This window comes from Pseudomonas sp. Bout1 (assembly GCF_034314165.1).
Lineage (GTDB): Bacteria > Pseudomonadota > Gammaproteobacteria > Pseudomonadales > Pseudomonadaceae > Aquipseudomonas.
Genome location: NZ_JAVIWK010000001.1, coordinates 6,834,914 through 6,859,483 on the forward strand (window position 1 = coordinate 6,834,914; position 24,570 = coordinate 6,859,483).

The window sequence follows — 24,570 nt, forward strand, 5'->3', positions numbered from 1 at the left end:
GGAACCTTCCTTTTGTGGTTGTCAGGATTCGGACCCAAAGCGTAGTCCAGAGAGGCGACGATTGCCCAAGCGACTAAATTACTGTCACACGACTGCAATAATTCCGTTATCTAATGCGGCGCAAGACAGTTAAATGACAAGAGGATTTAGCATGGTTGGCAGGAGCATTCTGATCGTTGACGACGAAGCGCCCATTCGCGAAATGATCGCCGTTGCGTTGGAAATGGCCGGCTATGACTGCCTGGAGGCGGAGAACTCCCAGCAGGCCCATGCCATTATCGTCGACCGCAAGCCGGACCTGATCCTGCTGGACTGGATGCTGCCCGGCACCTCCGGCATCGAGTTGGCCCGGCGCCTGAAGCGTGACGAGCTGACCGGGGACATCCCGATCATCATGCTCACCGCCAAGGGCGAAGAGGACAACAAGATCCAGGGCCTGGAAGTCGGCGCTGATGACTACATCACCAAGCCCTTTTCCCCACGGGAACTGGTCGCCCGCCTGAAGGCCGTATTGCGCCGTGCCGGCCCGACCGATGGCGAAGCACCGATCGAAGTCGACGGCCTGATCCTGGACCCGATCAGCCACCGTGTGACCATCGACGGCAAACCCGCCGAGATGGGCCCGACCGAATACCGCCTGCTGCAATTTTTCATGACTCACCAGGAGCGTGCCTACACCCGCGGCCAACTGCTGGACCAGGTATGGGGCGGCAACGTGTATGTGGAGGAACGCACCGTCGACGTGCATATCCGCCGCCTGCGCAAAGCCTTGGGCGACGCCTACGAGAATCTGGTACAAACCGTGCGCGGCACCGGCTACCGGTTTTCAACCAAAGGCTGAACCACACCGAACTGCCCAGACAGCTGAAAGGACGCGTGTTTAAGTGAATCAAAACTGGCATGGCACCCTGATCCGCCACATGCTCCTGTTGATCACCGGCTGCCTGCTGGTGGGCCTGGTCAGCGGCTATTACGGCTGGAGCCTGGCCGTCGGCGTCGGTATCTATCTTGGCTGGACCCTCAAGCAATTGCTGCGTCTGCACGAGTGGCTGCGCCAGCACAAATCCGATGAAGCACCGCCCGACGGCTATGGCCTGTGGGGCGAGGTGTTCGACAGCATCTACCACCTGCAACGCCGCGACCAACGTGTACGCGGGCGCCTGCAGGCGGTGATCGATCGGGTGCAGGAGTCTACGGCTGCGCTCAAAGATGCAGTGATCATGCTCGACAGCGACGGCAACCTGGAATGGTGGAACCGCGCCGCAGAAACCCTTCTGGGTCTCAAGACGCCCCAGGACAGCGGCCAGCCGGTGACCAACCTGGTGCGCCACCCGCGCTTCAAGGAGTACTTCGAGCAGGACAATTACGAAGAAGCGCTGGAGATCCCGTCGCCGACCAACGACCGTGTGCGTATCCAGCTGTACCTGACGCGCTACGGCAATAACGAACATCTGATGCTGGTGCGTGATGTCACGCGCATCCATCAGTTGGAACAGATGCGCAAGGATTTCGTTGCCAACGTCTCCCATGAACTGCGCACGCCGCTGACGGTGATCTGCGGCTACCTGGAGACACTGCTCGATAACGTCGACGACGTGAACCCGCGCTGGAGCCGTGCCCTGCAGCAGATGCAGCAGCAAGGCGCACGCATGCAAACCCTGCTCAACGACCTGCTGTTGCTGGCCAAGCTGGAAGCCACTGACTACCCCTCGGACAACCACCCGGTCCCGGTGGAAAGCCTGTTGCAGACCATCAAGAGCGACGCGCAGGCCCTGTCCGGGCAGCGTGAACAGCAAATCACCCTGGAAGCCGACCCCTCGATCCTGCTCAAGGGCAGCGAGGGCGAGTTGCGCAGCGCCTTTTCCAACCTGGTGTTCAACGCCGTCAAATACACCCAGGACAAGGGCAACATCCGGATCCGCTGGTGGGCCGATGACCAGGGCGCACACCTCAGCGTGCAGGACTCCGGCATGGGCATCGACGCCAAGCACTTGCCGCGCCTCACCGAGCGTTTCTACCGCGTCGACTCCAGCCGCAACTCCAACACCGGCGGCACCGGGCTGGGCCTGGCCATCGTCAAGCATGTGCTGCTGCGCCATCGCGCACGGCTGGAAATCAGCAGCGTGCTGGGCCATGGCAGCACCTTCACCTGCCATTTTCCGCCGGCCCAGGTGACGCGTTCACGGGTCATTCATCAGGACGAGTGACCCTCCACCCGGCAGCCGCCACTAGGCAAGCGCCCCGTCAGCCGCTACATTGGCTGACTTGTGCCTGCCTTTCAGGCCCACCTGCTCACCCTTTTTGATTAGACGGAACCCGCAAAACCCAATCATGGACCCTTCCCCTGGCATCACCCTCGCGACACTCTTCGCCGACTTCGGCATGATTCTTTTTGCACTGATACTGGTACTGCTCAACGGCTTTTTCGTTGCGGCGGAATTTGCCATGGTCAAATTGCGCTCGACCCGGGTCGAGGCCATCGCCCATAAAAACGGTTGGCGCGGGCAGATCCTGCGCACCGTACACAGCCAGCTCGACGCGTACCTGTCGGCCTGCCAGTTGGGTATCACCCTGGCCTCCCTGGGCCTGGGCTGGGTCGGTGAGCCGGCCTTCGCACACATCCTCGAACCATTGCTGGGCGCGATCGGCGTGCAATCGCCGGAAGTGATCAAGGGCGTGTCGTTCTTTGCCGCCTTCTTCGTGATCTCGTACCTGCACATCGTGGTCGGTGAACTGGCGCCCAAGTCCTGGGCGATTCGCAAGCCCGAGCTGCTGTCGCTGTGGACCGCCGTGCCGCTGTACCTGTTCTACTGGGCCATGTACCCGGCGATCTACCTGCTCAACGCCAGTGCCAACGCGATCTTGCGCATCGCCGGCCAGGGCGAGCCTGGCCCGCACCACGAGCACCATTACAGCCGTGAAGAACTCAAACTGATCCTGCACTCCAGCCGTGGCCAGGACCCGAGCGACCAAGGCATGCGTGTATTGGCCTCCGCCGTGGAAATGGGCGAACTGGAAGTGGTCGACTGGGCCAACTCCCGCGAAGACCTGGTGACCCTGGACTTCAACGCCCCGCTCAAGGAAATCCTGGCGCTGTTCCGCCGCCACAAGTTCAGCCGCTACCCGGTGTACGACGCGGTACGCAACGAGTTTGTCGGCCTGCTGCACATCAAGGACCTGCTGCTGGAACTGGCGGCCCTGGACCACATCCCCGAGTCGTTCAACCTGGCCGAACTGACCCGCCCGCTGGAGCGCGTATCTCGCCATATGCCGCTGTCGCAGTTGCTCGAGCAGTTCCGCAAGGGCGGCGCGCACTTCGCCCTGGTGGAAGAAGCCGACGGCAAGATCATCGGCTACCTGACCATGGAAGACGTGCTGGAAGTGCTGGTGGGCGACATCCAGGACGAACACCGCAAGGCCGAGCGCGGCATCCTCGCGTACCAGCCGGGCAAGCTGCTGGTGCGTGGTGACACGCCGCTGTTCAAGGTGGAGCGTCTGCTGGGCGTCGACCTGGACCACATCGAAGCCGAAACCCTCGCCGGGCTGATCTACGACACCCTCAAGCGGGTGCCGGAAGAGGAAGAAGTGCTGGAAGTCGAAGGCCTGCGGATCATCATCAAGAAGATGAAAGGGCCGAAGATCGTGTTGGCCAAGGTGCTGCTGCTCGACTAGAGCGGCAGCCCACTGCAGGAGCGAGCTTGCTCTGCAAGAGCGTTAAAGGCGGCGCCGAGGGCCTCATACCCCGAGACCGCCTCAGGCCGGCAGTGGTGTGAAGCAGATATCCACGTCCATATGAGCGGCGGCGGACAGGTTGACCAGAGCATCCAGTGAGAACTTGTCGACCTTGCCGCTCAGGACGTCATTGAGGCGCGGCTGGCTTATGTGAAGCCTCTGGGCGGCCTCCTTCTGGGAAAGCTCCCAACGACGGATGGTTTTGCACAATTCCAGCAGCAGCTTTGAGCGCAAACGCATATTGGCCGCTTGCTGGGGAGTATCTTCCAGGGCGTCCCAGACGCTTTTGAAACGTTCGGTTTGGATCTTTTGGTTTGTCATGGGCTTAACCTAACTCCTGCAGTCTGGCACGAGCCAATTCGATATCCCGCATTTCGGTTTTCTGAGTGGTCTTGCGCAGCGCATGCAGCACATAGATGGCCTCCGGCCGGTTGACCACATAGAAAACCCGAAACGCTCCTGACTCGTCGAAAATCCTGATCTCATGGACGCCCCGGCCGATGGTCTTCATCGGCTTGCAATCAAAAGGCTGTTCACCCTGTTGCAAGAGATCCAATTGAAAACCGGCGGCTCGTCGCGCATCAAGCGGGAACGACTTGAGATCCTTGAGCGAGCTTCCTACAAACACCACGTCCTTGTGCCTTGGCATCCACTTCTCCTTTTCTGGAAAAGAGAAGCGTAATAGGCGATTCAGCCCAGGGAGCGGGCGGTGTGTTTCAAGGCGTAGCGAATACTCGATAACGACGATGCGTCAACGAGAGACTATATCGAAATCGATATAAATCAAGCCGAACACCGAGAATCAGACAGTGGGTCGATTCTCGATATTGGAAGTAGGTCACGCACCCGGCACAAAATGCTTCTGTGCGGTACCGCGGGCGATCAGCCGCGAGATGTAATCAAGCTTCTGTGCATCCTGGTCGATAAACCGGAAGGTCAGTTGCAGCCAATCACTGTCAGGCTTGGGTTCGTAGGCCACGACGGCATGCAGGTAGCCGTTCAAACGCGCGATCTCGGCGTTGTCGCCCTGCTCAAGGTCGAGCACGGCGCTTTCCAGTACCTGAGGCAGGACTTCGCCGCGACGCACCACCAGCAGCGCCTCCTTGATGCTCAACGCCTTGATCACACATTGCTGGGTGCCGCTGGACAAACGCAGTTGGCCCTGGCCACGGCCACCCGCCGGCGACGGTGCAGGGGCCAGCACCGGGGGGCTGTTGAGCAAGCCCTTGCTCGGCGCGGCCACCGGGGCCGGCTTGACCGCTTCAGGCTTGCCACCTGTCAGGGCGCTGAGGGAATCATTGCCGAATGCCGAGTTCATCTTGGTCGGCGCGCTGGCGATCAGTGCGTCGAGGCGGCCGATCTTGTTCAGCGCCTGCTTGACCTTATTCAATAACTGCTCGTTGGTGAACGGCTTGCTGACGTAGCCGGAAACCCCGGCCTGGATCGCCTGCACCACGTTTTCCTTGTCACCACGGCTGGTCACCATGACAAACGGCATGGCTTTGAGATGAGGCTGCTCGCGGCACCAGGTCAACAGTTCCAGGCCGGACATTTCCGGCATTTCCCAGTCACACAGCACCATATCGAAGGTTTCGCGCATCAGGATGGCCTGGGCCTTTTTGCCGTTCACCGCATCTTCGATCTTGATCCCCGGGAAGTAGTTGCGCAGGCACTTCTTCACCAGGTCGCGAATAAACGAGGCGTCATCCACCACCAATACACTGACTTTGCTCATCGACCCTTCATCCTATAAAAACCCCGGCAAGCATAACGCTTCGCTGATGGCATTTTGCCAAAAATTCCAACACCACAAACGAAAACGCCCGGCCAAAGGCCGGGCGTTTATTTCTCGGGCAATCTTACTTATCGTCAGGAACGCCCGGAACATTAGGGATTTGATCGGCTGTGCCTTCAACTTCGGCTTTCATGCGTTTGAGGCCCATGTGCCGCACGTCGGTACCGCGCACCAGGTAGATCACCAGTTCCGAGATATTGCGCGCGTGGTCGCCGATGCGCTCCAGCGAACGCAGCACCCAGATGATGCTCAACACCCGCGAGATAGAGCGCGGGTCTTCCATCATGTAGGTCGCCAGTTCACGCAGGGCGGTCTTGTATTCACGGTCGATGATCTTGTCGTACTGGGCCACCGACAACGCCAGTTCGGCGTCAAAGCGGGCAAACGCGTCGAGGGCATCGCGGACCATGTTGCGCACCTGATCACCAATATGGCGCACTTCGACGTAGCCACGCGGCGCTTCGCCTTCTTCGCACAACTGGATGGCGCGGCGGGCGATCTTGGTGGCTTCGTCGCCGATGCGCTCAAGGTCAATCACCGACTTGGAGATGCTGATGATCAACCGCAGGTCTGAGGCTGCCGGCTGACGACGGGCCAGGATGCGCAGGCATTCTTCGTCGATGTTGCGTTCCATCTGGTTGATCTGGTCATCGATCTCGCGCACTTGCTGGGCCAGGCCCGAGTCGGCCTCGATCAGCGCGGTGACCGCATCGTTGACTTGCTTCTCCACCAGCCCGCCCATGGCCAGGAGGTGGCTGCGCACTTCCTCAAGCTCGGCGTTGAACTGCGCGGAGATATGATGGGTAAGGCCTTCTTTGCTAATCATGTTGGCGTCCTTGGAACGTCCAGTAAGGTGCGGTCGACCGCAGCATCAATTCAGGGAGCAACTCAGCACCTGCTAGCCATAACGACCGGTGATGTAGTCTTCGGTCTGCTTCTTCGCCGGGTTGGTGAACAGGGTATCGGTGTCGCCAAATTCCACGAGCTTGCCCATGTACATGAACGCGGTGTAGTCGGAAACCCGCGCCGCCTGTTGCATGTTGTGGGTCACGATCACGATGGTGAACTTGGATTTGAGTTCGTAGATCAGCTCTTCGACTTTCAGCGTGGAAATCGGGTCGAGTGCCGAGCACGGTTCATCGAGCAGCAGCACTTCCGGCTCTACGGCGATGGTGCGGGCGATCACCAGACGTTGCTGCTGGCCGCCGGACAAACCCAAGGCCGACTCGTGCAGACGGTCCTTGACCTCATCCCACAGGGCCGCGCCTTTCAACGCCCATTCAACGGCTTCATCGAGGATGCGTTTTTTGTTGATGCCCTGGATGCGCAGGCCGTAGACCACGTTTTCGTAGATGGTCTTGGGGAACGGGTTGGGCTTCTGGAACACCATGCCGACCCGGCGTCGCAGCTCGGCAACGTCTTCGCCCTTGCGGTAGATGTTGGTGCCGTACAGGTTGATCGCGCCCTCGACGCGGCAGCCGTCCACCAGGTCGTTCATCCGGTTGAAGGTGCGCAGCAAGGTCGACTTGCCGCAGCCGGACGGGCCGATGAAGGCCGTCACGCGCTGCTTGGGGATGTTCATGCTGACGTCGAACAGCGCCTGCTTGTCGCCGTAGTACAGGCTCAGGCCCGGGACTTCGATGGCCACGGTTTCCTGGGCCAGGCTCAGGCTCTGCTTGTCGCGACCCAAGGCTGACATGTTGATGCCGTGGGAATGGGTTTCATGTTGCATGGGATGCTCCCTGTGCTACCAATTCGTTTCATTGAACCGCCGGGGCGGCTTACTCAAAATCTGTGTCTAGCGCCAACCCTGTGGGAGCTGGCTTGCCTGCGATGGCATCGCCGCGGTGTACCTGTTCAACCGAGTCGCCTGCATCGCAGGCAAGCCAGCTCCCACAGGTGCCCGCTTAACTGTCCAGTGCTTTGTATTTTTCGCGCAGGTGGTTACGAATCCACACCGCCGACAAGTTGAGCGTGGCGATCACCAGCACCAGCAGCAAGGCGGTTGCGTACACCAGCGGCCGCGCGGCCTCGACGTTGGGGCTCTGGAAGCCGACGTCATAAATATGGAAGCCCAGGTGCATGATCTTCTGGTCCAGGTGCAGGTACGGGTAGTTGCCGTCCACCGGCAGCGACGGCGCCAGTTTCACCACACCCACCAGCATCAGCGGCGCCACTTCACCGGCGGCGCGGGCCACGGCGAGGATCATGCCGGTCATCATCGCCGGGCTGGCCATCGGCAGCACGATCTTCCACAGCGTTTCCGCCTTGGTCGCGCCCAGTGCCAAAGAACCTTCACGCACGGTACGAGGAATCCGCGCCAGGCCTTCTTCGGTGGCCACGATCACCACCGGCACCGCCAGCAGCGCCAGGGTCAGGGACGCCCAGAGCAGGCCCGGGGTGCCGAAGGTAGGCGCCGGCAGGGCTTCTGCGAAGAACAACCGGTCGAGCGAGCCGCCCAGTACGTAGACGAAGAAGCCCAGACCAAACACGCCGTAAACAATGGCAGGAACACCGGCCAGGTTGTTCACCGCGATACGGATGATGCGGGTCAGGGTGTTCTGCTTGGCGTACTCACGCAGGTACACCGCCGCCAGCACGCCGAACGGGGTCACGATCATCGCCATGATCAGGGTCATCATCACGGTGCCGAAGATCGCCGGGAAAATCCCGCCTTCGGTGTTGGCTTCCCGTGGGTCGTCGCTGAGGAACTCCCATACCTTGCTGAAGTAGAAGCCGACCTTGGTCATGTAACCCATGGCGTTCGGCTGGTAGGCATGCACCACCTTGCCGATGCCGATTTCCAGCTCTTTGCCGTTGGCATCACGAGCGGTGAGGCTGTCGCGATTGAACTGGCTGTGCAGGTCGGCCAGGCGGGCCTCAATGTCCTTGTAGCGGTTATTCAGTTCGGCGCGGCCGCTGTCCATGTCGGCCTGGGCGGTGGCGTCCAGCTTGCCTTCCAGCTCCAGTTTGCGACCGTGCAGGCGGATGCGTTCGAGGCCGGCGTTGATCGCGCCGATGTCGGACTTCTCAAGGGTCTTGAGTTGGGCCGCGAGCTTGTTGACGCGGTCGACACGGGCTTGCAGTTCCGGCCAGGCGGCCTCGCCTTCAGCGATGACCTTGCCGTCCTGCTTGACGTTGACCAGGGTGCCATAGAAGTTGCCCCACTCACGACGCTCGATGGCCATCAACTCGACAGGCTTGGTCTGGTTGGTCAGCCACTCGCCGACGACCCAGGTGAAGTCGTTGCCGTTCAAGTCACGGTTACCGACCTTGATCAGCTCGCGGGTCATGAATTCCGGGCCTTGGTCGGGCACCGGCAAGCCAGCGCTTTTCAGGCGCTCGCGGGGCACTTGTTCTTTCTGCACCACTTCGCCGATGACGATATGGTTTTCCTGGCCCGGCACGTTGTAGCTGGCCTGGATCAGGTCGGCCGGCCAGAAGTGGCCCAGGCCACGCACGGCAATCACGGCCAGCAAACCAATGGTCATGATGACCGCGATGGACACCGCGCCACCGCTGATCCAGACGCCCGGGGCGCCGCTCTTGAACCATCCATTCAGGGAGTTCTGTTTCACAGACTTCTACCTTTCTTAAAGCGACGAGTATTTCTTGCGCAGACGCTGACGAATCAGCTCGGCGAGGGTGTTCATGATGAAGGTGAACAGCAGCAGCACCAGCGCCGAGAGGAACAGCACGCGGTAGTGGCTGCCGCCGACTTCCGACTCGGGCATTTCCACCGCGACGTTGGCCGCCAGGGTGCGCAGGCCTTCAAACAGGTTCATCTCCATCACCGGGGTGTTGCCGGTGGCCATCAGCACGATCATCGTCTCACCGACCGCGCGACCCATGCCGATCATCAGCGCCGAGAAAATGCCCGGGCTGGCGGTCAGGATGACGACGCGCGTCATGGTCTGCCACGGCGTGGCGCCCAGGGCCAGGGAGCCCAGGGTGAGGCCGCGCGGCACGCTGAACACGGCGTCTTCGGCGATGGAATAGATGTTCGGGATCACCGCAAAACCCATGGCCAGGCCCACGACCAGGGCGTTGCGCTGGTCGTAGGTGATCCCCAAGTCGTGGGAGATCCACATGCGCATGTCGCCGCCGAAGAACCAGGTTTCCAGGTACGGGCTCATGTACAGCGAGAGCCAGCCCACAAACAGGATCACCGGGATCAGGATCGCGCTTTCCCAGCCGTCCGGGACCCGCAGGCGGATCGACTCAGGCAGGCGGCTGAAGACAAACCCGGCCACCAGGATGCCAATCGGCAGCAGCATCAGCAGGCTGAAAATCCCCGGCAGATGCCCTTCGACATACGGCGCCAGGAACAGGCCGGCGAAGAAACCGAGGATCACCGTCGGCATTGCTTCCATCAATTCGATCACCGGCTTGACCTTGCGGCGCAGGCTCGGGGCCATGAAGTAGGCGGTGTAGATCGCAGCGGCAACCGCCAGTGGCGCCGCCAGCAGCATGGCGTAGAACGCGGCCTTCAGGGTACCGAAGGTCAGGGGCGCCAGGCTCATCTTGGGTTCGAAGTCGGTGTTGGCGGCGGTCGATTGCCAGACGTATCTAGGCTCGTCGTAGTTTTCGTACCAGACCTTGCTCCACAACGCGCTCCAGGACACTTCCGGGTGCGGGTTGTCCAGCAGCAGCGGTTGCAGCTTGCCACCGGCTTCGACGATCACCCGGTTGGCCCGTGGCGACATGCCGAACACGCCGGTGCCTTCGACAACCGGGTCCACCAGCAAGGTGCGGTGGGCCGTGCTGTGGAACACGCCGAACTTGCCGGAGGCGTCGAGGGCGGTGAAGCCCTTGCGACGTTCTTCAGCGGTGATTTCAACGATAGGCGCGGTGCCCATCTGGAAGGTACGGATCTGCTTCAGGCGTTGCTCGCCGTCCGGGTCGCGGGCCATGAACCACTGCGCCAGGCCACCGCTGGAGTTACCGATGATCAGCGAGATGCCGCCCACCAGTTGGGTGCTGGCGGTGACTTGTGCGACGCCGTCTTCCAATAGTTTGTAGCGGCCATTGAGGCTGTTGTCCCGCAGGCTGAAAACGTCGGCCTGGGCACGGCCGTTGATCACGTACAGCCACTGCTGGCGCGGATCAACAAAGATGGCTTTCACCGGCTCGGTCATTTGCGGCAGCTCGATGCGCTTCTGCTCGGTGGTGACCTCCTCGGTCATCATGTTTTCTTCACGGCTGATCGACAGCACGTTCAGGTGTGCACCACTGGAACCGGCTACTACCAGCGTCGAGTCAGTGGCGTTCAAGGCCACGTGCTCAAGCGGGCGACCTTGTTCGTCGAGCACGATCGGCGTTTCGCCGTAAGGGTATTCGATGGCGGGCGAGATGGTCTTCTTGCCGTCCGGGTACGACACTTTATAGGTGTGGCGGAACACCAGGGACTGGCCGTTGGACAGGCCGAGGATCACCAGCGGGCTGCCGGGCTGGTCTTCACCGATGGAGGCGACCGTGACACCCGCCGGCAATGGCAGGTCAACTCGCTTGAGCTCGGCACCCGTGTCAACGCTGAAGAACAGTGCCTGGCCCTTGTCGGAAACGCGCATGGCGACCTGGTTCTGTTCTTCCATGGAGATCATCAGCGGCTTGCCGGCGTCCTGCAGCCAGGCCGGCGTCAGGGCGTCTTCCTTGGTCAGGTTGGCGCCGTGGAACAACGGCGCGACCACGTAGGCAAGAAAGAAGAAGATCAACGTGATCGCGCCCAGGACGGCAAGGCCGCCGATCAGCACGTACCAGCGGGTCAGGCGATCCTTTAGCGCGCGAATGCGGCGCTTGCGTTGCAGCTCAGGCGTATTGAAATCAATGCGCTTGGGGGGAGAAGTCGTCGTCATGGTGGAATTGGCCAGATCATTCATGCGCACACCCTAGCGGTCCTGTATGACAGAAAGATGACAATGCAGTGACGCAAGAAATCCGCCGCGTAGCAGGGCTGGCAGCGGATTAAAAAATTGATGGTGTAGGCCGGGCTTGTGTGGGAGCGGGCTTGCCCGCGATGGCATCAACACGATTTCAACCTTGAACCGCGTCGCCAGCATCGCGGGCAAGCCCGCTCCCACTTAAAAGCCTGCCCCTACACAGGGTATTACAGGCTTAGTTGCCTTCTTTCAGGCCCAGGTCAGCCAGTGCCTTGGCGGCAACTTTGGCTGGCAGCGGGATGTAGCCGTCTTTCACTACCACTTCCTGGCCCTGTTTGGACAGAACCAGCTTCACGAACTCGGCTTCCAGCGGGGCCAGAGGCTTGTTCGGGGCTTTGTTGACGTAGACGTAGAGGAAGCGCGACAGCGGGTATTTACCGTTCAGGGCGTTTTCTTCGCTGTCTTCGATGAAGTCAGTGCTGCCTTTCTTGGCCAGGGCCACGGTTTTCACGCTGGCGGTTTTGTAACCGATGCCTGAGTAACCGATGCCGTTCAGCGAGGAGCTGATGGACTGCACAACCGACGCCGAACCAGGTTGTTCGTTCACGTTAGGTTTGTAGTCGCCTTTGCACAGGGCTTCTTCCTTGAAGTAGCCGTAGGTGCCGGATACCGAGTTACGACCGAACAGTTGCACTGGCTTGTTGGCCAGGTCGCCGGTCACGCCCAGGTCGCCCCAGGTCTTGACGTCAGCCTTGGCGCCGCACAGACGCGTCGAGGAGAAGATCGCGTCGACTTGCTCCATGGTCAGGTGCTGGATCGGGTTGTCCTTGTGCACGAACACGGCCAGGGCGTCCACGGCAACCGGGATAGCGGTTGGCTTGTAGCCGTACTTCTGCTCGAAGGCAGCGAGTTCGGTGTCCTTCATCTTGCGGCTCATCGGGCCCAGGTTGGAGGTGCCTTCAGTCAGCGCAGGAGGTGCGGTGGCGGAGCCGGCGGCCTGAATCTGGATGTTGACGTTCGGGTATTCCTTTTTGTAACCCTCAGCCCACAGGGTCATCAGGTTTGCCAAGGTATCGGAACCAACGCTGGACAGGTTGCCCGACACACCAGTGGTCTTCACGTAAGCCGGAATCGCCGGGTCAACACCAGCGGCTACCGCGTTAGCGGTCGCAACGCCAGCAGCGACAAAAGTCATTGCCGCCATCAAACGTTTCAGTTTCATGCCTTGCTCCTAGCAGATAGGGATAGTTGGATCGGGGCCAAGTATCGGTAGGCCGTGTGAACACTCTATGTCTGGAATATGACAATTAGATGAAAGGCCAGCATTTATGAAAAAGCTGACAGGAAGGGGAAAGATCAATAAATCCGGGGCTTGCGAGGAGGCTGGAGCGATTTCGTGGAAACAATCTGTAATCGTTGTAAGGCAAAATCTGTGGCGAGGGAGCTTGCTCCCGTTGGGTCGCGTAGCGGCCCCAAAAATGGAACTGCTGCGCAGTTCAACGGGAGCAAGCTCCCTCGCCACAAGGTTATCTGTCAGTCAGCGGCCGCGTTTCCACAGGTAAGCACCCACCAGCATCCCCATCGTGCAGATCACGGCCACGTAGTATGCCGGGCCCATCGGGCTTTCCTTCATCAGCAGCGACACCACCAGCGGCGTCAGGCCGCCGAACACGGCATACGCTACGTTGTAGGAGAACGACAGGCCGCTGAAGCGCACCACTGGCGGGAAGGCTTTCACCATCACGTAGGGCACAACGCCCACTGTGCCGACAAACAGGCCAGTCAGGGTGTACAGCGGGAACAGCCACTCAGGGTGGCTGGCGAGGCTGTGATACAGCGTCCAGGAAGTCGCCAGTAACAGCGCGCAACCCGCGATCAGCACACGGCCCGCACCGAAGCGATCCGCCAGGGCACCGGCGATGATGCAACCGATGCTCAGGGTGACAATGGCCAGGCTGTTGGCTTGCAGCGAAACGGTCGGGCTGAAGTGGTAGACGGTCTGCAACACCGTCGGGGTCATCAGGATGACGACGACGATGCCGGCCGAGAGCAGCCAGGTCAGCAGCATCGACAGCACGATGGCGCCACGGTGGTCACGCAACACGGCGCGCAGTGGCAGTTCAGCCGCCAGGGTCTTGCGCTGCTGCATTTCGGCAAAGATCGGGGTTTCGTGCAGCCAGCGCCGCAGGTACACCGACAGCAGGCCAAACACGCCGCCCAGCAGGAACGGGATGCGCCAGGCGTAATCCGACACCTGCTCCGGGCTATAAAGGGTGTTGATGGCAGTCGCCACCAGTGAACCCAACAGGATGCCGGCCGTCAGGCCGCTGGTGAGGGTGCCGCAGGCATAACCGATATGACGCGGCGGCACATGCTCGGAAACGAACACCCACGCGCCCGGTACTTCACCGCCGATCGCCGCGCCCTGGATCACGCGCATCAGCAGCAACAGGATCGGTGCCCACAGGCCGATCTGCGCGTAGGTCGGCAGCAGGCCCATGATCAAGGTAGGCACGGCCATCATGAAGATGCTCAGGGTGAACATCTTCTTGCGCCCCAGCAGGTCGCCGAAGTGCGCCATGATGATCCCGCCCAGCGGCCGCGCCAGGTAGCCGGCGGCAAAGATGCCGAAGGTCTGCATCATGCGCAGCCATTCGGGCATGTCCGCGGGGAAGAACAGCTTCCCGACCACCGTGGCAAAAAATACGAAAATGATGAAGTCGTAGAACTCCAGCGCACCGCCCAAGGCAGACAGCGACAGGGTTTTGTAGTCGTTGCGGGTCAGCGGGCGCGAAGGTTGCGCACTGCTTGCGGGCACGGAGGACATGGCAAGGCTTCTCTTATAGTAGTCAGGACGGCAAGCCCGGGACTTGCGGCAGGCTTGGCAAGATAGCAAATCGCTTGAAAAAGCACAGCGTTGGGCAGTTAACAGTTCAGATCAGCGAAATATTCCCGTAGCAGACGCGCAATTAACTTGAGCAGGAGCACAGTTGCCGGAAAAAGCCGCGATACAGCGTCTATTTACCGACCAAATGAGCGTCGGGAGGTCGTCGCGGCGCCGACGGCTCGATATACTCGGCCCTTGCAAGCGCCAGACCCGCATCCTTGAGGGGCTGCTGTGCCAAAACGCCGTTGGCCGCCCGCCAGCCGATTTGGCAGAGTTTCCCTTTAGTACGCCTTACGAGAAACGCATCGAGCGGTGTATGTTGGTGCTGAAACGTTTTTCCAGAAGACGGCTATCCACTTGAAATACCCATGAAGCGTCACGGGTCAGAGGCACCGGCATGATCGAACTCGAACAAGAAGATCCTATCCCGCAAGGCGATCTCGCCCTGCAAATCACCGCACTGCCGCGTGAAACCAACGGTTTCGGCGACATCTTCGGCGGCTGGCTGGTCGCGCAGATGGACCTGGCCGGCACGGCCATGGCGAGCAAGGTTGCCGGTGGCCGCGTGGCGACCGTGGCAATTGATCGCATGGCGTTCCTGGTACCGGTGGCAGTCGGCGCGCAGTTGTCCTTCTATACCCAGGCCCTGGAAATCGGCCGCAGTTCGATCCAGATGATGGTCGAAGTGTGGAGCGATGACCCGCTCTCCAGCGAATGGCGCAAGGTGACCGAGGCGGTGTTTGTGTTCGTTGCCATCGACGGCAGCGGTCGCACCCGGTCGGTTCCGTCGCGGGCGCGTTAAACATCTCGATGTTTTGACGGTCCATTGCCCCATTGTCTGCCATTGAGAGCGCGCGCCTATGTCTACACCCAACGTTGAAACCGTAAAACTGGATGAGCTGAACGCTTGGCGCATCCGCCACAACGGCGCCGAATTGGTGGTAGCCCAGCAAGGCGCGCACATCGTCAGTTACCAGCGCACGGGCGAGAAGCCGCTGATCTGGCCTAACGACCACGTGGTGTTCAAGAAAGGCAAAGGCATTCGTACCGGCGTGCCGGTGTGCTGGCCGTGGTTTGGCGTGTTCGACCGCAACCCGCACAGCGTGAAAGCCATGTACCAGGGCGACGAGCCGGCGGGCGCCCACGGTTTCGTGCGAACGGCGAACTGGACGCTGGCTGGCGTTGAGGCTGAAGGCACGGCAGTGCGGGTTGAGCTGGAACTGCCGGTGCCTGAAGGTGGTTTCCCGGGCTGGCCGCATCAGGTTGGCCTGAAGATGAGCCTCCTGCTGGATGATCAACTGCACATCCGCCTGACCAGCCACAACCGTGGCACCGAGACCGTCAGCCTCAGCCAGGCACTGCACAGCTACTTTGCAGTCAGCGATGTGCGCAACGTGCAAGTCGAAGGTCTGGACGGCCTGGCCTATATCGATACCGCCGACGGTTGGAGCCACAAGCAACAATCGGGGCTGCTGCACTTTAACGCCGAGACCGACCGCATCTATCCAAACACGCCAGCCCAACTGCACATCGTCGATAAAGACTGGCAGCGCCGCGTTCAGCTCACCAGCACAGGCTCGCGCTCGACGGTGATCTGGAACCCCTGGACCGAACGCGCCAAGGCCTTCAGCGACATGGCCGACGACGGCTGGCAAGGCATGTTATGCATCGAGACGGCGAACGTGCTGGACGATGTGGTGACACTGGCGCCAGGTGAAAGCCATACCCTGGGCGTGAGCATCGCCGGTATTGCCCTGTAAACCGATTCCAATGTGGGAGCTGGCCTGCCTGCGATTGCGCAGTGTCAGCCAACAGAGATGTCGACTGTCAGGCCCTCATCGCAGGCAAGCCAGCTCCCACATTTTGAATCGTGTCGCGGCTTACAAGTCCGATTCCTTGACCGCCCGCACTTTCCCCGCATCCAGCGCATAGGCCGCGTCGGCCAGGTCATTGTTGACCTTTTCCACCTTCAGCGTGCCCGTCACCCACAGTGGCGTGTAGATATCGTCCAGCTTCAAACCCTTGGGGTAACGCACCAGCACCAACTGGTTGGGCGGTGGCGGTGGCACGTGGATGCAGGCGCCCGGGTAAGGCACCAGGAAGAACAGCGTACTGCGGCCCTTAGCGTCGGTTTCGAGCGGCACCGGGTAGCCGCCGATGCGGATACTCTTGCCGTTCATGGCGGCCACGGTCTTGGTGGAATACATCACCGGCGGCAAACCCTTGCTCTGCTTCAGGCCGCCCTTCGCGGTAAAGGTGCCTTGGGCTTCCGGGGAGTTGTGGTCGATTTCCGGCATTTCTTCGAGGGCTTTCTGGTCCGACTTGGGCATCAGTTCCAGCCAGTCGGTTTCCGGCAGTTCGCCAGCGTGCACCAGGCCTGAGCCCAGCAAAAGGAGAGTCAACAGAAGACGGCGCATGGAGAGGCTCGGCAAGGATTACAGTGCCGGCATTCTAGCCCCCTGCGCCTGCGCAGCGCAGAGGGCTTGGTCGCTAAATTACTTCTTTTTCAGCAGACCGTAGATCACCAGCAGCACCACGGCACCCACCAGCGCACCGATGAAGCCTGCACCTTGGCCAGCCTGATAGATGCCCAGTGCCTGGCCACCATAGGTTGCAACCAGCGAACCGGCGATACCCAGCAGGATGGTCATGATCCAGCCCATGCTGTCGTCGCCTGGTTTCAGGAAACGCGCCAGCAGGCCGACGATCAAACCGATAAAGATGGTTCCAATGATACCCATGGCATTTCCCTCTGATTGAAGTGAACTCAGTCAAAGCCTAGTCAGACTTTGGCTTCCTGCAATCAGAGGGTGGCGGGTACCAATGGTTCCCGCCCGGCCTTGGGTTATTGCTCGGCGATCAGCGCTTCGACCTTGAGGATTTGCGCTTCAAGGGTTGCGCGGTCCTTGCAGCGCAGGTTGGCGTGGCCGACCTTGCGCCCGACCTTGAAGGCCTTGCCGTAGTGATGCAGATGGCAGTCATCGATGGCGATGACTTTTTCCACCGGCGGCACCACGCCGATGAAGTTGAGCATGGCGCTCTCGCCGACCTTGGCCGTGGAACCCAATGGCAAGCCCGCCACCGCCCGCAGGTGGTTTTCGAACTGGCTGCACTCGGCGCCTTCGGTGGTCCAGTGCCCGGAGTTGTGTACGCGCGGCGCAATTTCGTTGGCCTTCAGGCCACCGTCCACTTCAAAGAACTCGAACGCCATCACGCCGACGTAATCCAGTTGCTTGAGCACACGGCTCGAATAGTCTTCGGCCAGGGATTGCAACGGGTGATCGGTGCTGGCCACGGACAGCTTGAGGATGCCGCTGTCGTGGGTGTTGTGTACCAGTGGGTAGAAGCGGGTTTCGCCATCACGGGCACGCACGGCGATCAGCGAGACTTCGCCGGTGAACGGCACGAAGCCTTCGAGCAGGCAGGCGACGCTGCCCAGCTCGGCGAAAGTGCCGACCACATCGGCAGCGGTGCGCAGGACTTTCTGGCCCTTGCCGTCGTAACCCAGGGTGCGGGTCTTCAGCACGGCCGGCAGGCCGATGGAGGCGACTGCTGCGTCCAGGTCGGCCTGGGACTGGATGTCGGCAAAGGCCGGCGTCGGGATGCCCAGGTCCTTGAACATGCTCTTTTCGAACCAGCGGTCACGCGCGATGCGCAACGCGTCGGCACTCGGGTACACGGGTACGAACTGCGACAGGAAGGCTACGGTTTCAGCCGGGACGCTTTCAAACTCGAAGGTCACCAGGTCGACTTCATCGGCCAGTTGGCGCAGGTGGTCCGGGTCGCTGTAGTCGGCCCGCAAGTGTTCACCCAGCGCAGCCGCGCAGGCGTCCGGCGCCGGGTCCAGGAAAGCGAAGTTCATTCCCAGCGGCGTACCCGCCAGGGCCAGCATGCGGCCCAGTTGGCCGCCACCGATTACACCGATTTTCATCAATCAACACCCTCAGGCAATGCGTGGGTCTGGATTGTCCAGGACGCTGTCTGTCTGTTCAGCACGGAATTTCTTCAGCACCGCGTGGAACTGCGGGTGCTTGGCGCCGAGGATGCTGGCAGACAGCAGCGCGGCGTTAATCGCGCCGGCCTTGCCGATCGCCAGGGTGGCCACCGGAATACCGGCGGGCATCTGCACGATGGACAACAGCGAGTCCACGCCCGAGAGCATCGAGGACTGCACCGGTACGCCAAGCACTGGCAGGTGAGTCTTGGCCGCACACATGCCTGGCAAGTGAGCTGCACCGCCGGCACCGGCGATGATCACCTCGATGCCACGGGATTCTGCTTCATCGGCATACTGGAACAGCAAGTCCGGAGTGCGGTGGGCGGAAACCACCTTCACTTCATAGGGAATGCCGAGTTTTTCCAGCATATCGGCGGTGTGGCTAAGGGTGGACCAATCGGACTTGGAGCCCATGATCACGCCAACCAATGCACTCATCGTCGTGCCTCTTCTCTCTGGGCGCCCGCAGGCGCGTCAAAAAACAACAAGCCACGCGGGAAATCCGGCGTGGCTTGTTGTACGAATTAAGGCCGGTTGGACCGGCCGAAGGCCGCGCAGTATACCGTAATAACGCAGATAAACAGCCCCTTGGGTGACCATCTGTCTTACACCTCAAACAGGCGGTTTTATTGACTTCCAGGTCAGCGAAAACACCGCAAAATACTCTGGGAGCTGGCTTGCCTGCGATGGCGCCGTGTCAGGGTCAGAAATGTTGGCTGACATACCGCTATCGCAGGCAAGCCAGCTCCCACATTTGATCTGTGTGGGCTCAGGTATTCTGCGCCGCGCCACCTTCCAGCTTGCGCCACAACAACCGCACGTTCGCCTTGCGCACCAGGGCACAGCGGTACAAACGAATCTCCAGCGGCACATGCCATTGCGGGCCGCCGCACACCACCAGTTCGCCCCGGGCCAACTCGGCACGCACGCTCAACTGCGGCACCCAGGCAATGCCCAAGCCTTCGAGGGCCATGCTTTTCAGGCTGTCGGCCATCGCGGTTTCGTAAATCGTGGTGAAACGCAAAGCGCGCTGACGCAATAGCAGGTTTACCGAACGCCCCAGGAACGCACCGGCGCTGTAGGCCAACAGCGGCACGCTGCCCTCGCCCTCCAGGTCGAACAGCGGCTTGCCGTCAGCATCAGCGGCGCACACCGGCAACATCTCGGTGTTGCCCAGGTGCAGGGACGGGAAGATCTCCGGGTCCATCTGCATCGCCGCATCCGGATCGTAGAACGCCAGCATCAAGTCGCAGCCGCCTTCGCGCAGCGCATGCACGGCGTCGCCCACGTTGGTGGCGACCAACCGCGTGGCGATGTTCAACCCTTCGTTGCGCAACTGCGCGATCCAGCGCGGGAAAAAGCCCAGCGCCAGCGAATGCGCCGCCGCCACCTGCATGACTTCGCCCTGCCCGCCTTCCAGGTGATGGAGATGGCGCAGCACCTCGCCGAGTTGCTCGACCACGGTACGCGCAGTCACCAGGAACAACTGCCCCGCCGCCGTCAGTTCGACCGGCGTGCGCGAGCGATTGACCAGGGTCAGCCCCAGCGCGGCCTCCAGGCTACGGATGCGCCGACTGAACGCCGGCTGGGTGACGAAGCGCCGCTCCGCCGCCTGGGAGAAACTGCGGGTGGCAGCCAGGGCGCTAAAGTCTTCCAGCCATTTGCTTTCAAGGTTCATCACATCCTCCCGGGGCACGCACCATTTTGGCACACACGTCCGTCATGGTAACGGGGTCACACCGACATTATGCCGTTTATGCATAGGCCAGTGTTTAACAGCATTGGCCCAAAACCGTGTGCAAGCCTAGCATTCACAGCGTTCCGGCCTAGCCCGGGTCCTTATCGAGATGATTTCCGTCATGTCCTCCGCTGCATTTTTCCGCACAGAAAAAGACCTGCTTGGCGTACTCGAAGTACCCGCTCAAGCGTATTACGGCATCCAGACCCTGCGAGCGGTGAACAACTTCCGTCTCTCCGGTGTTCCGATTTCGCATTACCCGAAATTGGTGGTCGGCCTGGCAATGGTCAAGCAGGCAGCTGCTGACGCCAACCGCGAACTGGGCCAGCTCAGTGAAGCCAAGCACGCTGCCATCAGCGAAGCCTGTGCCCGTCTGATCCGCGGCGATTTCCACGACGAGTTCGTGGTGGACATGATTCAAGGCGGCGCTGGCACTTCAACCAACATGAATGCCAACGAAGTCATCGCCAACATCGCGCTGGAGGCCATGGGCCACAGCAAGGGCGAATACCAATACCTGCACCCCAACAACGACGTGAACATGGCGCAGTCGACCAACGACGCCTACCCAACCGCGATCCGCCTGGGTCTGCTGCTGGGCCATGACGCACTGTTGGCCAGCCTCGACAGCCTGATCCAGGCGTTCGCCGCCAAAGGCGTCGAGTTCAGCCACGTCCTGAAAATGGGCCGCACCCAGCTGCAAGACGCTGTGCCGATGACCCTCGGCCAGGAATTCCGCGCCTTCGCCACCACCCTCGGTGAAGACCTGGCCCGCCTGAAGACACTGGCGCCAGAGCTGCTGACTGAAGTCAACCTGGGCGGCACCGCCATCGGTACCGGCATCAACGCCGACCCGCGTTACCAGGCCCTGGCCGTACAACGCCTGGCCACAATCAGCGGCCAGCCGCTGGTACCGGCCGCCGACCTGATCGAAGCCACCTCCGACATGGGCGCATTTGTGCTGTTCTCCGGCATGCTCAAGCGCACCGCGGTGAAGCTGTCGAAGATCTGCAACGACCTGCGCCTGCTGTCCAGCGGCCCACGCACCGGCATCAACGAAATCAACCTGCCGGCCCGCCAGCCAGGCAGTTCGATCATGCCCGGCAAGGTCAACCCGGTGATCCCGGAAGCGGTCAACCAGGTGGCGTTCCAAATCATCGGTAACGACTTGGCACTGACCATCGCGGCCGAAGGCGGGCAACTGCAACTGAACGTGATGGAGCCGCTGATCGCCTACAAGATCTTCGACTCGATCCGCCTGCTGCAACGCGCCATGGACATGCTGCGCGAGCACTGCATCGTCGGCATCACCGCCAACGAAGCCCGCTGCCGCGAGCTGGTGGAACACTCCATCGGCCTGGTCACCGCGCTGAACCCATACATCGGCTATGAAAACGCCACCCGCATCGCCCGCATCGCCCTTGAAAGCGGCCGCGGCGTGCTGGAACTGGTGCGTGAAGAAGGCTTGCTCGACGACGCCATGCTCGACGACATCCTGCGCCCCGAAAACATGATTGCCCCACGTTTGGTGCCTCTGAAGGCCTAACGTTTGTTGCACCGCTCACCAGGTTGAGGGACTAGACACCTCTCACCTTTTGAGGGCCTGAAGGCTCGTTCTTCAGGCCCTTTTTTTTGCCTGAAAATTTTGAAATGCAAAGCATCAAACACCACCGCACACTGTGGGAGCCGGGCTTGCCCGCGATGAGGCCTTGCCAGTCGACATTTTCATAACTGACCCGCCGCAATCGCGGGCAAGCCCGCTCCCACAGAGTATGTGCACTAATCCGGAGCATTTTTCTGAAACCTTTAATCGCTTCAAGCAGACGGATCACACACTCCTAGGTATAGTGCCGCCCCTCTTCGCGTCAGCGGTCGTCGGTAACGAGACCCTGGGAAGCGCGAAACCGCATGAATAACAACACCCGCAAAAGGATTGGGGTCGAAGCGTCGTGCACTGCCTGGTGCCGAGCGATGCGTCGGACCGTCCTGCGTTTGCCATTAGAAAAATCAGCGAGGAACACTCCATGCTAGAAGTCATCAACGACTTCCTCTCAGGGAAAGTATTGATCGTGCTCATTGTCGGGCTCGGTGGTTACTTCACGATCCGCTCGCGTTTCGTTCAGTTGCGTCACTTTTTCCACATGTTTTCGGTGTTTCGCGACAGCCTGAAAAGCAGCGCCGGCCAACTCAGCTCGTTCCAGGCGCTGATGCTCAGTCTCGCCGGGCGTGTGGGTGCCGGCAACATCGCAGGCGTCGGCATTGCCGTGACCCTGGGTGGCCCGGGTGCCGTGTTCTGGATGTGGGTCACCGCACTGGTGGGCATGTCTTCGAGCTTTATCGAGTGCTCCCTCGGCCAGCTCTACAAACGTACCGACGCTGAAGGCACCTACCGTGGCGGCCCGGCGTATTACATCCAGCACGGCCTGCACAAACGCTGGCTGGGCATGGTGATGGCGTTCCTGCTGCTGGTGACCTTCGGTTTCGCCTTCAACGGCCTGCAAGCCCACGCTGTGACTCACTCGCTGAACAACGCATTTGGCCTGGACACCACCTACACCGGCCTGGCCCTGGCTGTGTTGCTGGGCCTGGTGTTCATCGGCGGGATCAAGCGTATCGCCTCGATCGCCGACCTGCTGGTGCCGGTCAAGACCCTGGTCTACATCGCGGTGACCCTGTACGTGATCGTGCTGCAATTCGACCACGTGCCGGCCATGCTCGCGACCATCGTCAAGAGCGCCTTCGGCCTCGACCAGGCTTTCGGTGGCCTGGTGGGCAGCGCGATCATCATGGGTGTGAAACGCGGCGTGTTCGCCAACGAAGCCGGTTTGGGCAGTGCGCCTAACGTGGCGGCAGTGGCATCGGTAGAACACCCGATCGCCCAAGGCGTGGTGCAAGCGTTCAGCGTGTTCCTCGACACCTTCGTGATCTGCACCTGCACCGCGCTGCTGATCCTGCTCTCGGGTTTCTACACCCCGGGCTTTGAAGGCGACGGCATTGCCCTGACCCAGAACTCCCTGGCGGCCGTGGTTGGTGACTGGGGCCGGATGTTTATCTCGGTGGCCCTGGCGTTGTTCGTGTTCACCTCGATCATGTACAACTACTACCTCGGCGAGAGCAACCTGCGCTTCATTGTGGGCGACAACCGCAAGGTGTTGATGGGCTACCGTGCGCTGGTGCTGGTGCTGATTTTCTGGGGTTCCATCGAGAACCTCGGCACCGTGTTCGCCTTCGCCGACATCACCATGACCATGCTCGCGTTCGTCAACCTGTTCGCCCTGGCGTTCCTGTTCAAGATCGCCATGCGTATCCTGAATGACTACGACGGCCAACGCGCTGCAGGGATCAAGACGCCGGTGTTTGATTCCAGCAAGTTCCCGGACCTGGACCTGGACCGCAAGGCCTGGCCGGCCAACCCGGTCAAGCCTGAGCCAGCGGCTCAAGCATCGGCTGAACCGAGCGCTCAAACGCAACGCTAAACCTAGATAGATGACACGCCGCCCGGCCTTGGGCATGCTCTGGGCCCGGCGGCGTTTTTCGTTCAGGAGATTCTTCGATGCAACCAGCCAACAACATCATGGTGCTTTACACCGGTGGCACCATCGGCATGCAGGCCAGCGCCAACGGCCTGGCGCCCGCCTCGGGTTTTGAAGTACGCATGCGCGAACAGCTTGCCAACGAGCAACTGCCCACCTGGCGCTTTCGCGAAATGGCCCCGCTGATCGACAGCGCCAACATGACGCCCGCCTACTGGCAGCGCCTGCGCAGCGCCGTGGTGGAGGCGGTGGATGCCGGCTGCGACGCCGTGCTGATCCTGCACGGCACCGACACCCTGGCCTACAGCGCGGCGGCCATGAGCTTCCAATTGCTGGGCTTGCCGGCGCCGGTGCTGTTTACCGGCTCGATGCTGCCTGCCGGTGTGCCCGACAGCGATGCCTGGGAGAACGTCAGCGGGGCGCTGGCTGCACTGGGCGACGGTCTGGCGCCAGGCGTGCAGTTGTACTTTCACGGTGCACTGATGGCCCCCACCCGCTGCGCGAAAATACGCAGTTTCGGTCGCCATCCGTTTGCCGCATTGCAGCGCAACGGCGGCGTGGCCCAGGCGCAGATGGTTCCAGCGGCGCTGCATTACCGCCAGGCCAAGGCGCAGGCCAATGTGGGCGTGCTGCCATTGGTGCCGGGCATTGCTGCGTCGCAATTGGATGCACTGATCGGCAGCGGTATTCAGGCGCTGGTGCTGGAATGCTTCGGCAGCGGCACCGGGCCGAGCGACAACCCCGAGTTCCTCGCCAGCCTCAAGCGCGCGCAGGACAACGGCGTGGTCGTGGTGGCAATCACCCAATGCCATGAAGGCGGGGTTGAGCTGGATGTGTACGAAGCCGGCAGCCGCTTGCGTGGCGTGGGCGTGTTGTCCGGTGGCGGGATGACCCGTGAAGCGGCGTTCGGCAAGCTCAATGCGCTGCTCGGCGCAGGCCTGGATACCGCCGAAGTGCGGCGCCTGGTCGAACTCGACCTGTGCGGCGAACTGAGCTGACCGGCATATAA

General features: G+C 61.1%; 22 protein-coding genes. 8 read left to right on the plus strand and 14 right to left on the minus strand.

What is annotated here, in order from left to right:
- The first annotated feature begins 151 nt into the window (after positions 1-151).
- From phoB to RGV33_RS31800, 3 genes are all read left to right on the plus strand, one after another.
- On the plus strand, positions 152-841 hold the full coding sequence (phoB, locus tag RGV33_RS31790; protein WP_003195617.1) for a phosphate regulon transcriptional regulator PhoB: 690 nt from the start codon (positions 152-154) through the stop codon (positions 839-841).
- 43 nt (positions 842-884) lie between these two features.
- Positions 885-2,207 carry a phosphate regulon sensor histidine kinase PhoR gene (gene phoR / locus RGV33_RS31795; RefSeq protein ID WP_416152098.1) on the plus strand — a complete coding sequence of 441 codons (1,323 nt, stop codon included), beginning with the start codon at positions 885-887 and terminating at the stop codon, positions 2,205-2,207.
- Positions 2,208-2,331: 124 nt separating this feature from the next.
- Positions 2,332-3,672: a hemolysin family protein gene (locus tag RGV33_RS31800; protein ID WP_076013189.1), complete on the plus strand. Its 1,341-nt coding sequence runs from the start codon at positions 2,332-2,334 to the stop codon at positions 3,670-3,672.
- Positions 3,673-3,753: 81 nt separating this feature from the next.
- On the opposite strand, the gene RGV33_RS31805 is transcribed toward RGV33_RS31800, so the two are convergent.
- From RGV33_RS31805 to RGV33_RS31845, 9 genes are all read right to left on the minus strand, one after another.
- Positions 3,754-4,053, minus strand: a complete 300-nt coding sequence (locus RGV33_RS31805; RefSeq protein WP_322148428.1) for a helix-turn-helix domain-containing protein — start codon at positions 4,051-4,053, stop codon at positions 3,754-3,756.
- 4 nt (positions 4,054-4,057) lie between these two features.
- Positions 4,058-4,381, minus strand: a complete 324-nt coding sequence (locus RGV33_RS31810) for a type II toxin-antitoxin system RelE/ParE family toxin (RefSeq protein WP_259195425.1) — start codon at positions 4,379-4,381, stop codon at positions 4,058-4,060.
- Positions 4,382-4,570: 189 nt separating this feature from the next.
- The gene (locus RGV33_RS31815) at positions 4,571-5,467 is read right to left on the minus strand and encodes a response regulator (RefSeq protein ID WP_322148429.1); all 897 of its coding nucleotides are present in this window, start codon (positions 5,465-5,467) and stop codon (positions 4,571-4,573) included.
- A gap of 124 nt (positions 5,468-5,591) precedes the next feature.
- Positions 5,592-6,353, minus strand: a complete 762-nt coding sequence (phoU, locus tag RGV33_RS31820; RefSeq protein ID WP_010168319.1) for a phosphate signaling complex protein PhoU — start codon at positions 6,351-6,353, stop codon at positions 5,592-5,594.
- Between the two features lie 72 nt (positions 6,354-6,425).
- Positions 6,426-7,259 (minus strand): phosphate ABC transporter ATP-binding protein PstB, encoded by an 834-nt coding sequence (gene pstB, locus RGV33_RS31825; RefSeq protein ID WP_065883786.1) that lies wholly within the window; start codon positions 7,257-7,259, stop codon positions 6,426-6,428.
- Between the two features lie 175 nt (positions 7,260-7,434).
- Positions 7,435-9,105, minus strand: a complete 1,671-nt coding sequence (pstA, locus tag RGV33_RS31830) for a phosphate ABC transporter permease PstA (RefSeq protein WP_322148430.1) — start codon at positions 9,103-9,105, stop codon at positions 7,435-7,437.
- Positions 9,106-9,120: 15 nt separating this feature from the next.
- Positions 9,121-11,154, minus strand: coding sequence for an ABC transporter permease subunit (locus tag RGV33_RS31835; protein ID WP_322148776.1), 2,034 nt, complete (start codon positions 11,152-11,154; stop codon positions 9,121-9,123).
- A gap of 487 nt (positions 11,155-11,641) precedes the next feature.
- Complete coding sequence (locus tag RGV33_RS31840) at positions 11,642-12,628, minus strand: phosphate ABC transporter substrate-binding protein PstS (protein ID WP_017135798.1); 987 nt, start codon at positions 12,626-12,628, stop codon at positions 11,642-11,644.
- 315 nt (positions 12,629-12,943) lie between these two features.
- Positions 12,944-14,233 (minus strand): MFS transporter, encoded by a 1,290-nt coding sequence (locus RGV33_RS31845; RefSeq protein ID WP_322148431.1) that lies wholly within the window; start codon positions 14,231-14,233, stop codon positions 12,944-12,946.
- Positions 14,234-14,690: 457 nt separating this feature from the next.
- On the opposite strand from RGV33_RS31845, the gene RGV33_RS31850 reads away from it, so the two are divergent.
- Positions 14,691-15,095: an acyl-CoA thioesterase gene (locus tag RGV33_RS31850; protein WP_003176975.1), complete on the plus strand. Its 405-nt coding sequence runs from the start codon at positions 14,691-14,693 to the stop codon at positions 15,093-15,095.
- 58 nt (positions 15,096-15,153) lie between these two features.
- Complete coding sequence (locus tag RGV33_RS31855; RefSeq protein WP_322148432.1) at positions 15,154-16,053, plus strand: D-hexose-6-phosphate mutarotase; 900 nt, start codon at positions 15,154-15,156, stop codon at positions 16,051-16,053.
- Between the two features lie 120 nt (positions 16,054-16,173).
- Here the strand turns inward: RGV33_RS31855 and RGV33_RS31860 are convergent, their stop codons facing one another.
- The 5 genes from RGV33_RS31860 to RGV33_RS31880 all read right to left on the minus strand — a co-directional run bounded on the left by RGV33_RS31860 (position 16,174) and on the right by RGV33_RS31880 (position 19,968).
- Complete coding sequence (locus RGV33_RS31860) at positions 16,174-16,710, minus strand: DUF3299 domain-containing protein (protein WP_322148433.1); 537 nt, start codon at positions 16,708-16,710, stop codon at positions 16,174-16,176.
- Between the two features lie 78 nt (positions 16,711-16,788).
- The gene (locus RGV33_RS31865) at positions 16,789-17,034 is read right to left on the minus strand and encodes a GlsB/YeaQ/YmgE family stress response membrane protein (RefSeq protein ID WP_003213408.1); all 246 of its coding nucleotides are present in this window, start codon (positions 17,032-17,034) and stop codon (positions 16,789-16,791) included.
- 104 nt (positions 17,035-17,138) lie between these two features.
- A complete protein-coding gene (locus RGV33_RS31870; RefSeq protein WP_322148434.1) occupies positions 17,139-18,224 on the minus strand; it encodes a 5-(carboxyamino)imidazole ribonucleotide synthase in 1,086 nt (361 codons plus the stop codon).
- Between the two features lie 12 nt (positions 18,225-18,236).
- Positions 18,237-18,728, minus strand: a complete 492-nt coding sequence (gene purE, locus RGV33_RS31875; protein WP_003195648.1) for a 5-(carboxyamino)imidazole ribonucleotide mutase — start codon at positions 18,726-18,728, stop codon at positions 18,237-18,239.
- Positions 18,729-19,059: 331 nt separating this feature from the next.
- The gene (locus RGV33_RS31880) at positions 19,060-19,968 is read right to left on the minus strand and encodes a LysR substrate-binding domain-containing protein (RefSeq protein WP_003213413.1); all 909 of its coding nucleotides are present in this window, start codon (positions 19,966-19,968) and stop codon (positions 19,060-19,062) included.
- 181 nt (positions 19,969-20,149) lie between these two features.
- Here RGV33_RS31880 and aspA point away from each other — a divergent pair, with 181 nt between their 5' ends.
- The 3 genes from aspA (at position 20,150) to RGV33_RS31895 (ending at position 24,559) form a co-directional block, all read left to right on the plus strand.
- On the plus strand, positions 20,150-21,574 hold the full coding sequence (gene aspA / locus RGV33_RS31885) for an aspartate ammonia-lyase (RefSeq protein ID WP_322148435.1): 1,425 nt from the start codon (positions 20,150-20,152) through the stop codon (positions 21,572-21,574).
- A gap of 478 nt (positions 21,575-22,052) precedes the next feature.
- Positions 22,053-23,504, plus strand: coding sequence for an alanine/glycine:cation symporter family protein (locus tag RGV33_RS31890; protein ID WP_322148436.1), 1,452 nt, complete (start codon positions 22,053-22,055; stop codon positions 23,502-23,504).
- A 77-nt stretch (positions 23,505-23,581) separates the two neighbouring features.
- Positions 23,582-24,559, plus strand: a complete 978-nt coding sequence (locus tag RGV33_RS31895) for an asparaginase (RefSeq protein WP_322148437.1) — start codon at positions 23,582-23,584, stop codon at positions 24,557-24,559.
- The last annotated feature ends 11 nt before the right edge of the window (positions 24,560-24,570 follow it).

Coding starts and splice junctions, on each gene's coding strand:
- phoB (WP_003195617.1), top strand. CDS start 152: ATGGTTGGCAGGAGCATTCTGATCGTTGACGACGAAGCGCCCATTCGC.
- RGV33_RS31800 (WP_076013189.1), top strand. CDS start 2,332: ATGGACCCTTCCCCTGGCATCACCCTCGCGACACTCTTCGCCGACTTC.
- RGV33_RS31805 (WP_322148428.1), bottom strand. CDS start 4,053: ATGACAAACCAAAAGATCCAAACCGAACGTTTCAAAAGCGTCTGGGAC.
- RGV33_RS31810 (WP_259195425.1), bottom strand. CDS start 4,381: ATGCCAAGGCACAAGGACGTGGTGTTTGTAGGAAGCTCGCTCAAGGAT.
- RGV33_RS31815 (WP_322148429.1), bottom strand. CDS start 5,467: ATGAGCAAAGTCAGTGTATTGGTGGTGGATGACGCCTCGTTTATTCGC.
- phoU (WP_010168319.1), bottom strand. CDS start 6,353: ATGATTAGCAAAGAAGGCCTTACCCATCATATCTCCGCGCAGTTCAAC.
- pstB (WP_065883786.1), bottom strand. CDS start 7,259: ATGCAACATGAAACCCATTCCCACGGCATCAACATGTCAGCCTTGGGT.
- RGV33_RS31840 (WP_017135798.1), bottom strand. CDS start 12,628: ATGAAACTGAAACGTTTGATGGCGGCAATGACTTTTGTCGCTGCTGGC.
- RGV33_RS31845 (WP_322148431.1), bottom strand. CDS start 14,233: ATGTCCTCCGTGCCCGCAAGCAGTGCGCAACCTTCGCGCCCGCTGACC.
- RGV33_RS31850 (WP_003176975.1), top strand. CDS start 14,691: ATGATCGAACTCGAACAAGAAGATCCTATCCCGCAAGGCGATCTCGCC.
- RGV33_RS31855 (WP_322148432.1), top strand. CDS start 15,154: ATGTCTACACCCAACGTTGAAACCGTAAAACTGGATGAGCTGAACGCT.
- RGV33_RS31860 (WP_322148433.1), bottom strand. CDS start 16,710: ATGCGCCGTCTTCTGTTGACTCTCCTTTTGCTGGGCTCAGGCCTGGTG.
- RGV33_RS31865 (WP_003213408.1), bottom strand. CDS start 17,034: ATGGGTATCATTGGAACCATCTTTATCGGTTTGATCGTCGGCCTGCTG.
- RGV33_RS31870 (WP_322148434.1), bottom strand. CDS start 18,224: ATGAAAATCGGTGTAATCGGTGGCGGCCAACTGGGCCGCATGCTGGCC.
- purE (WP_003195648.1), bottom strand. CDS start 18,728: ATGAGTGCATTGGTTGGCGTGATCATGGGCTCCAAGTCCGATTGGTCC.
- RGV33_RS31880 (WP_003213413.1), bottom strand. CDS start 19,968: ATGAACCTTGAAAGCAAATGGCTGGAAGACTTTAGCGCCCTGGCTGCC.
- aspA (WP_322148435.1), top strand. CDS start 20,150: ATGTCCTCCGCTGCATTTTTCCGCACAGAAAAAGACCTGCTTGGCGTA.
- RGV33_RS31890 (WP_322148436.1), top strand. CDS start 22,053: ATGCTAGAAGTCATCAACGACTTCCTCTCAGGGAAAGTATTGATCGTG.
- RGV33_RS31895 (WP_322148437.1), top strand. CDS start 23,582: ATGCAACCAGCCAACAACATCATGGTGCTTTACACCGGTGGCACCATC.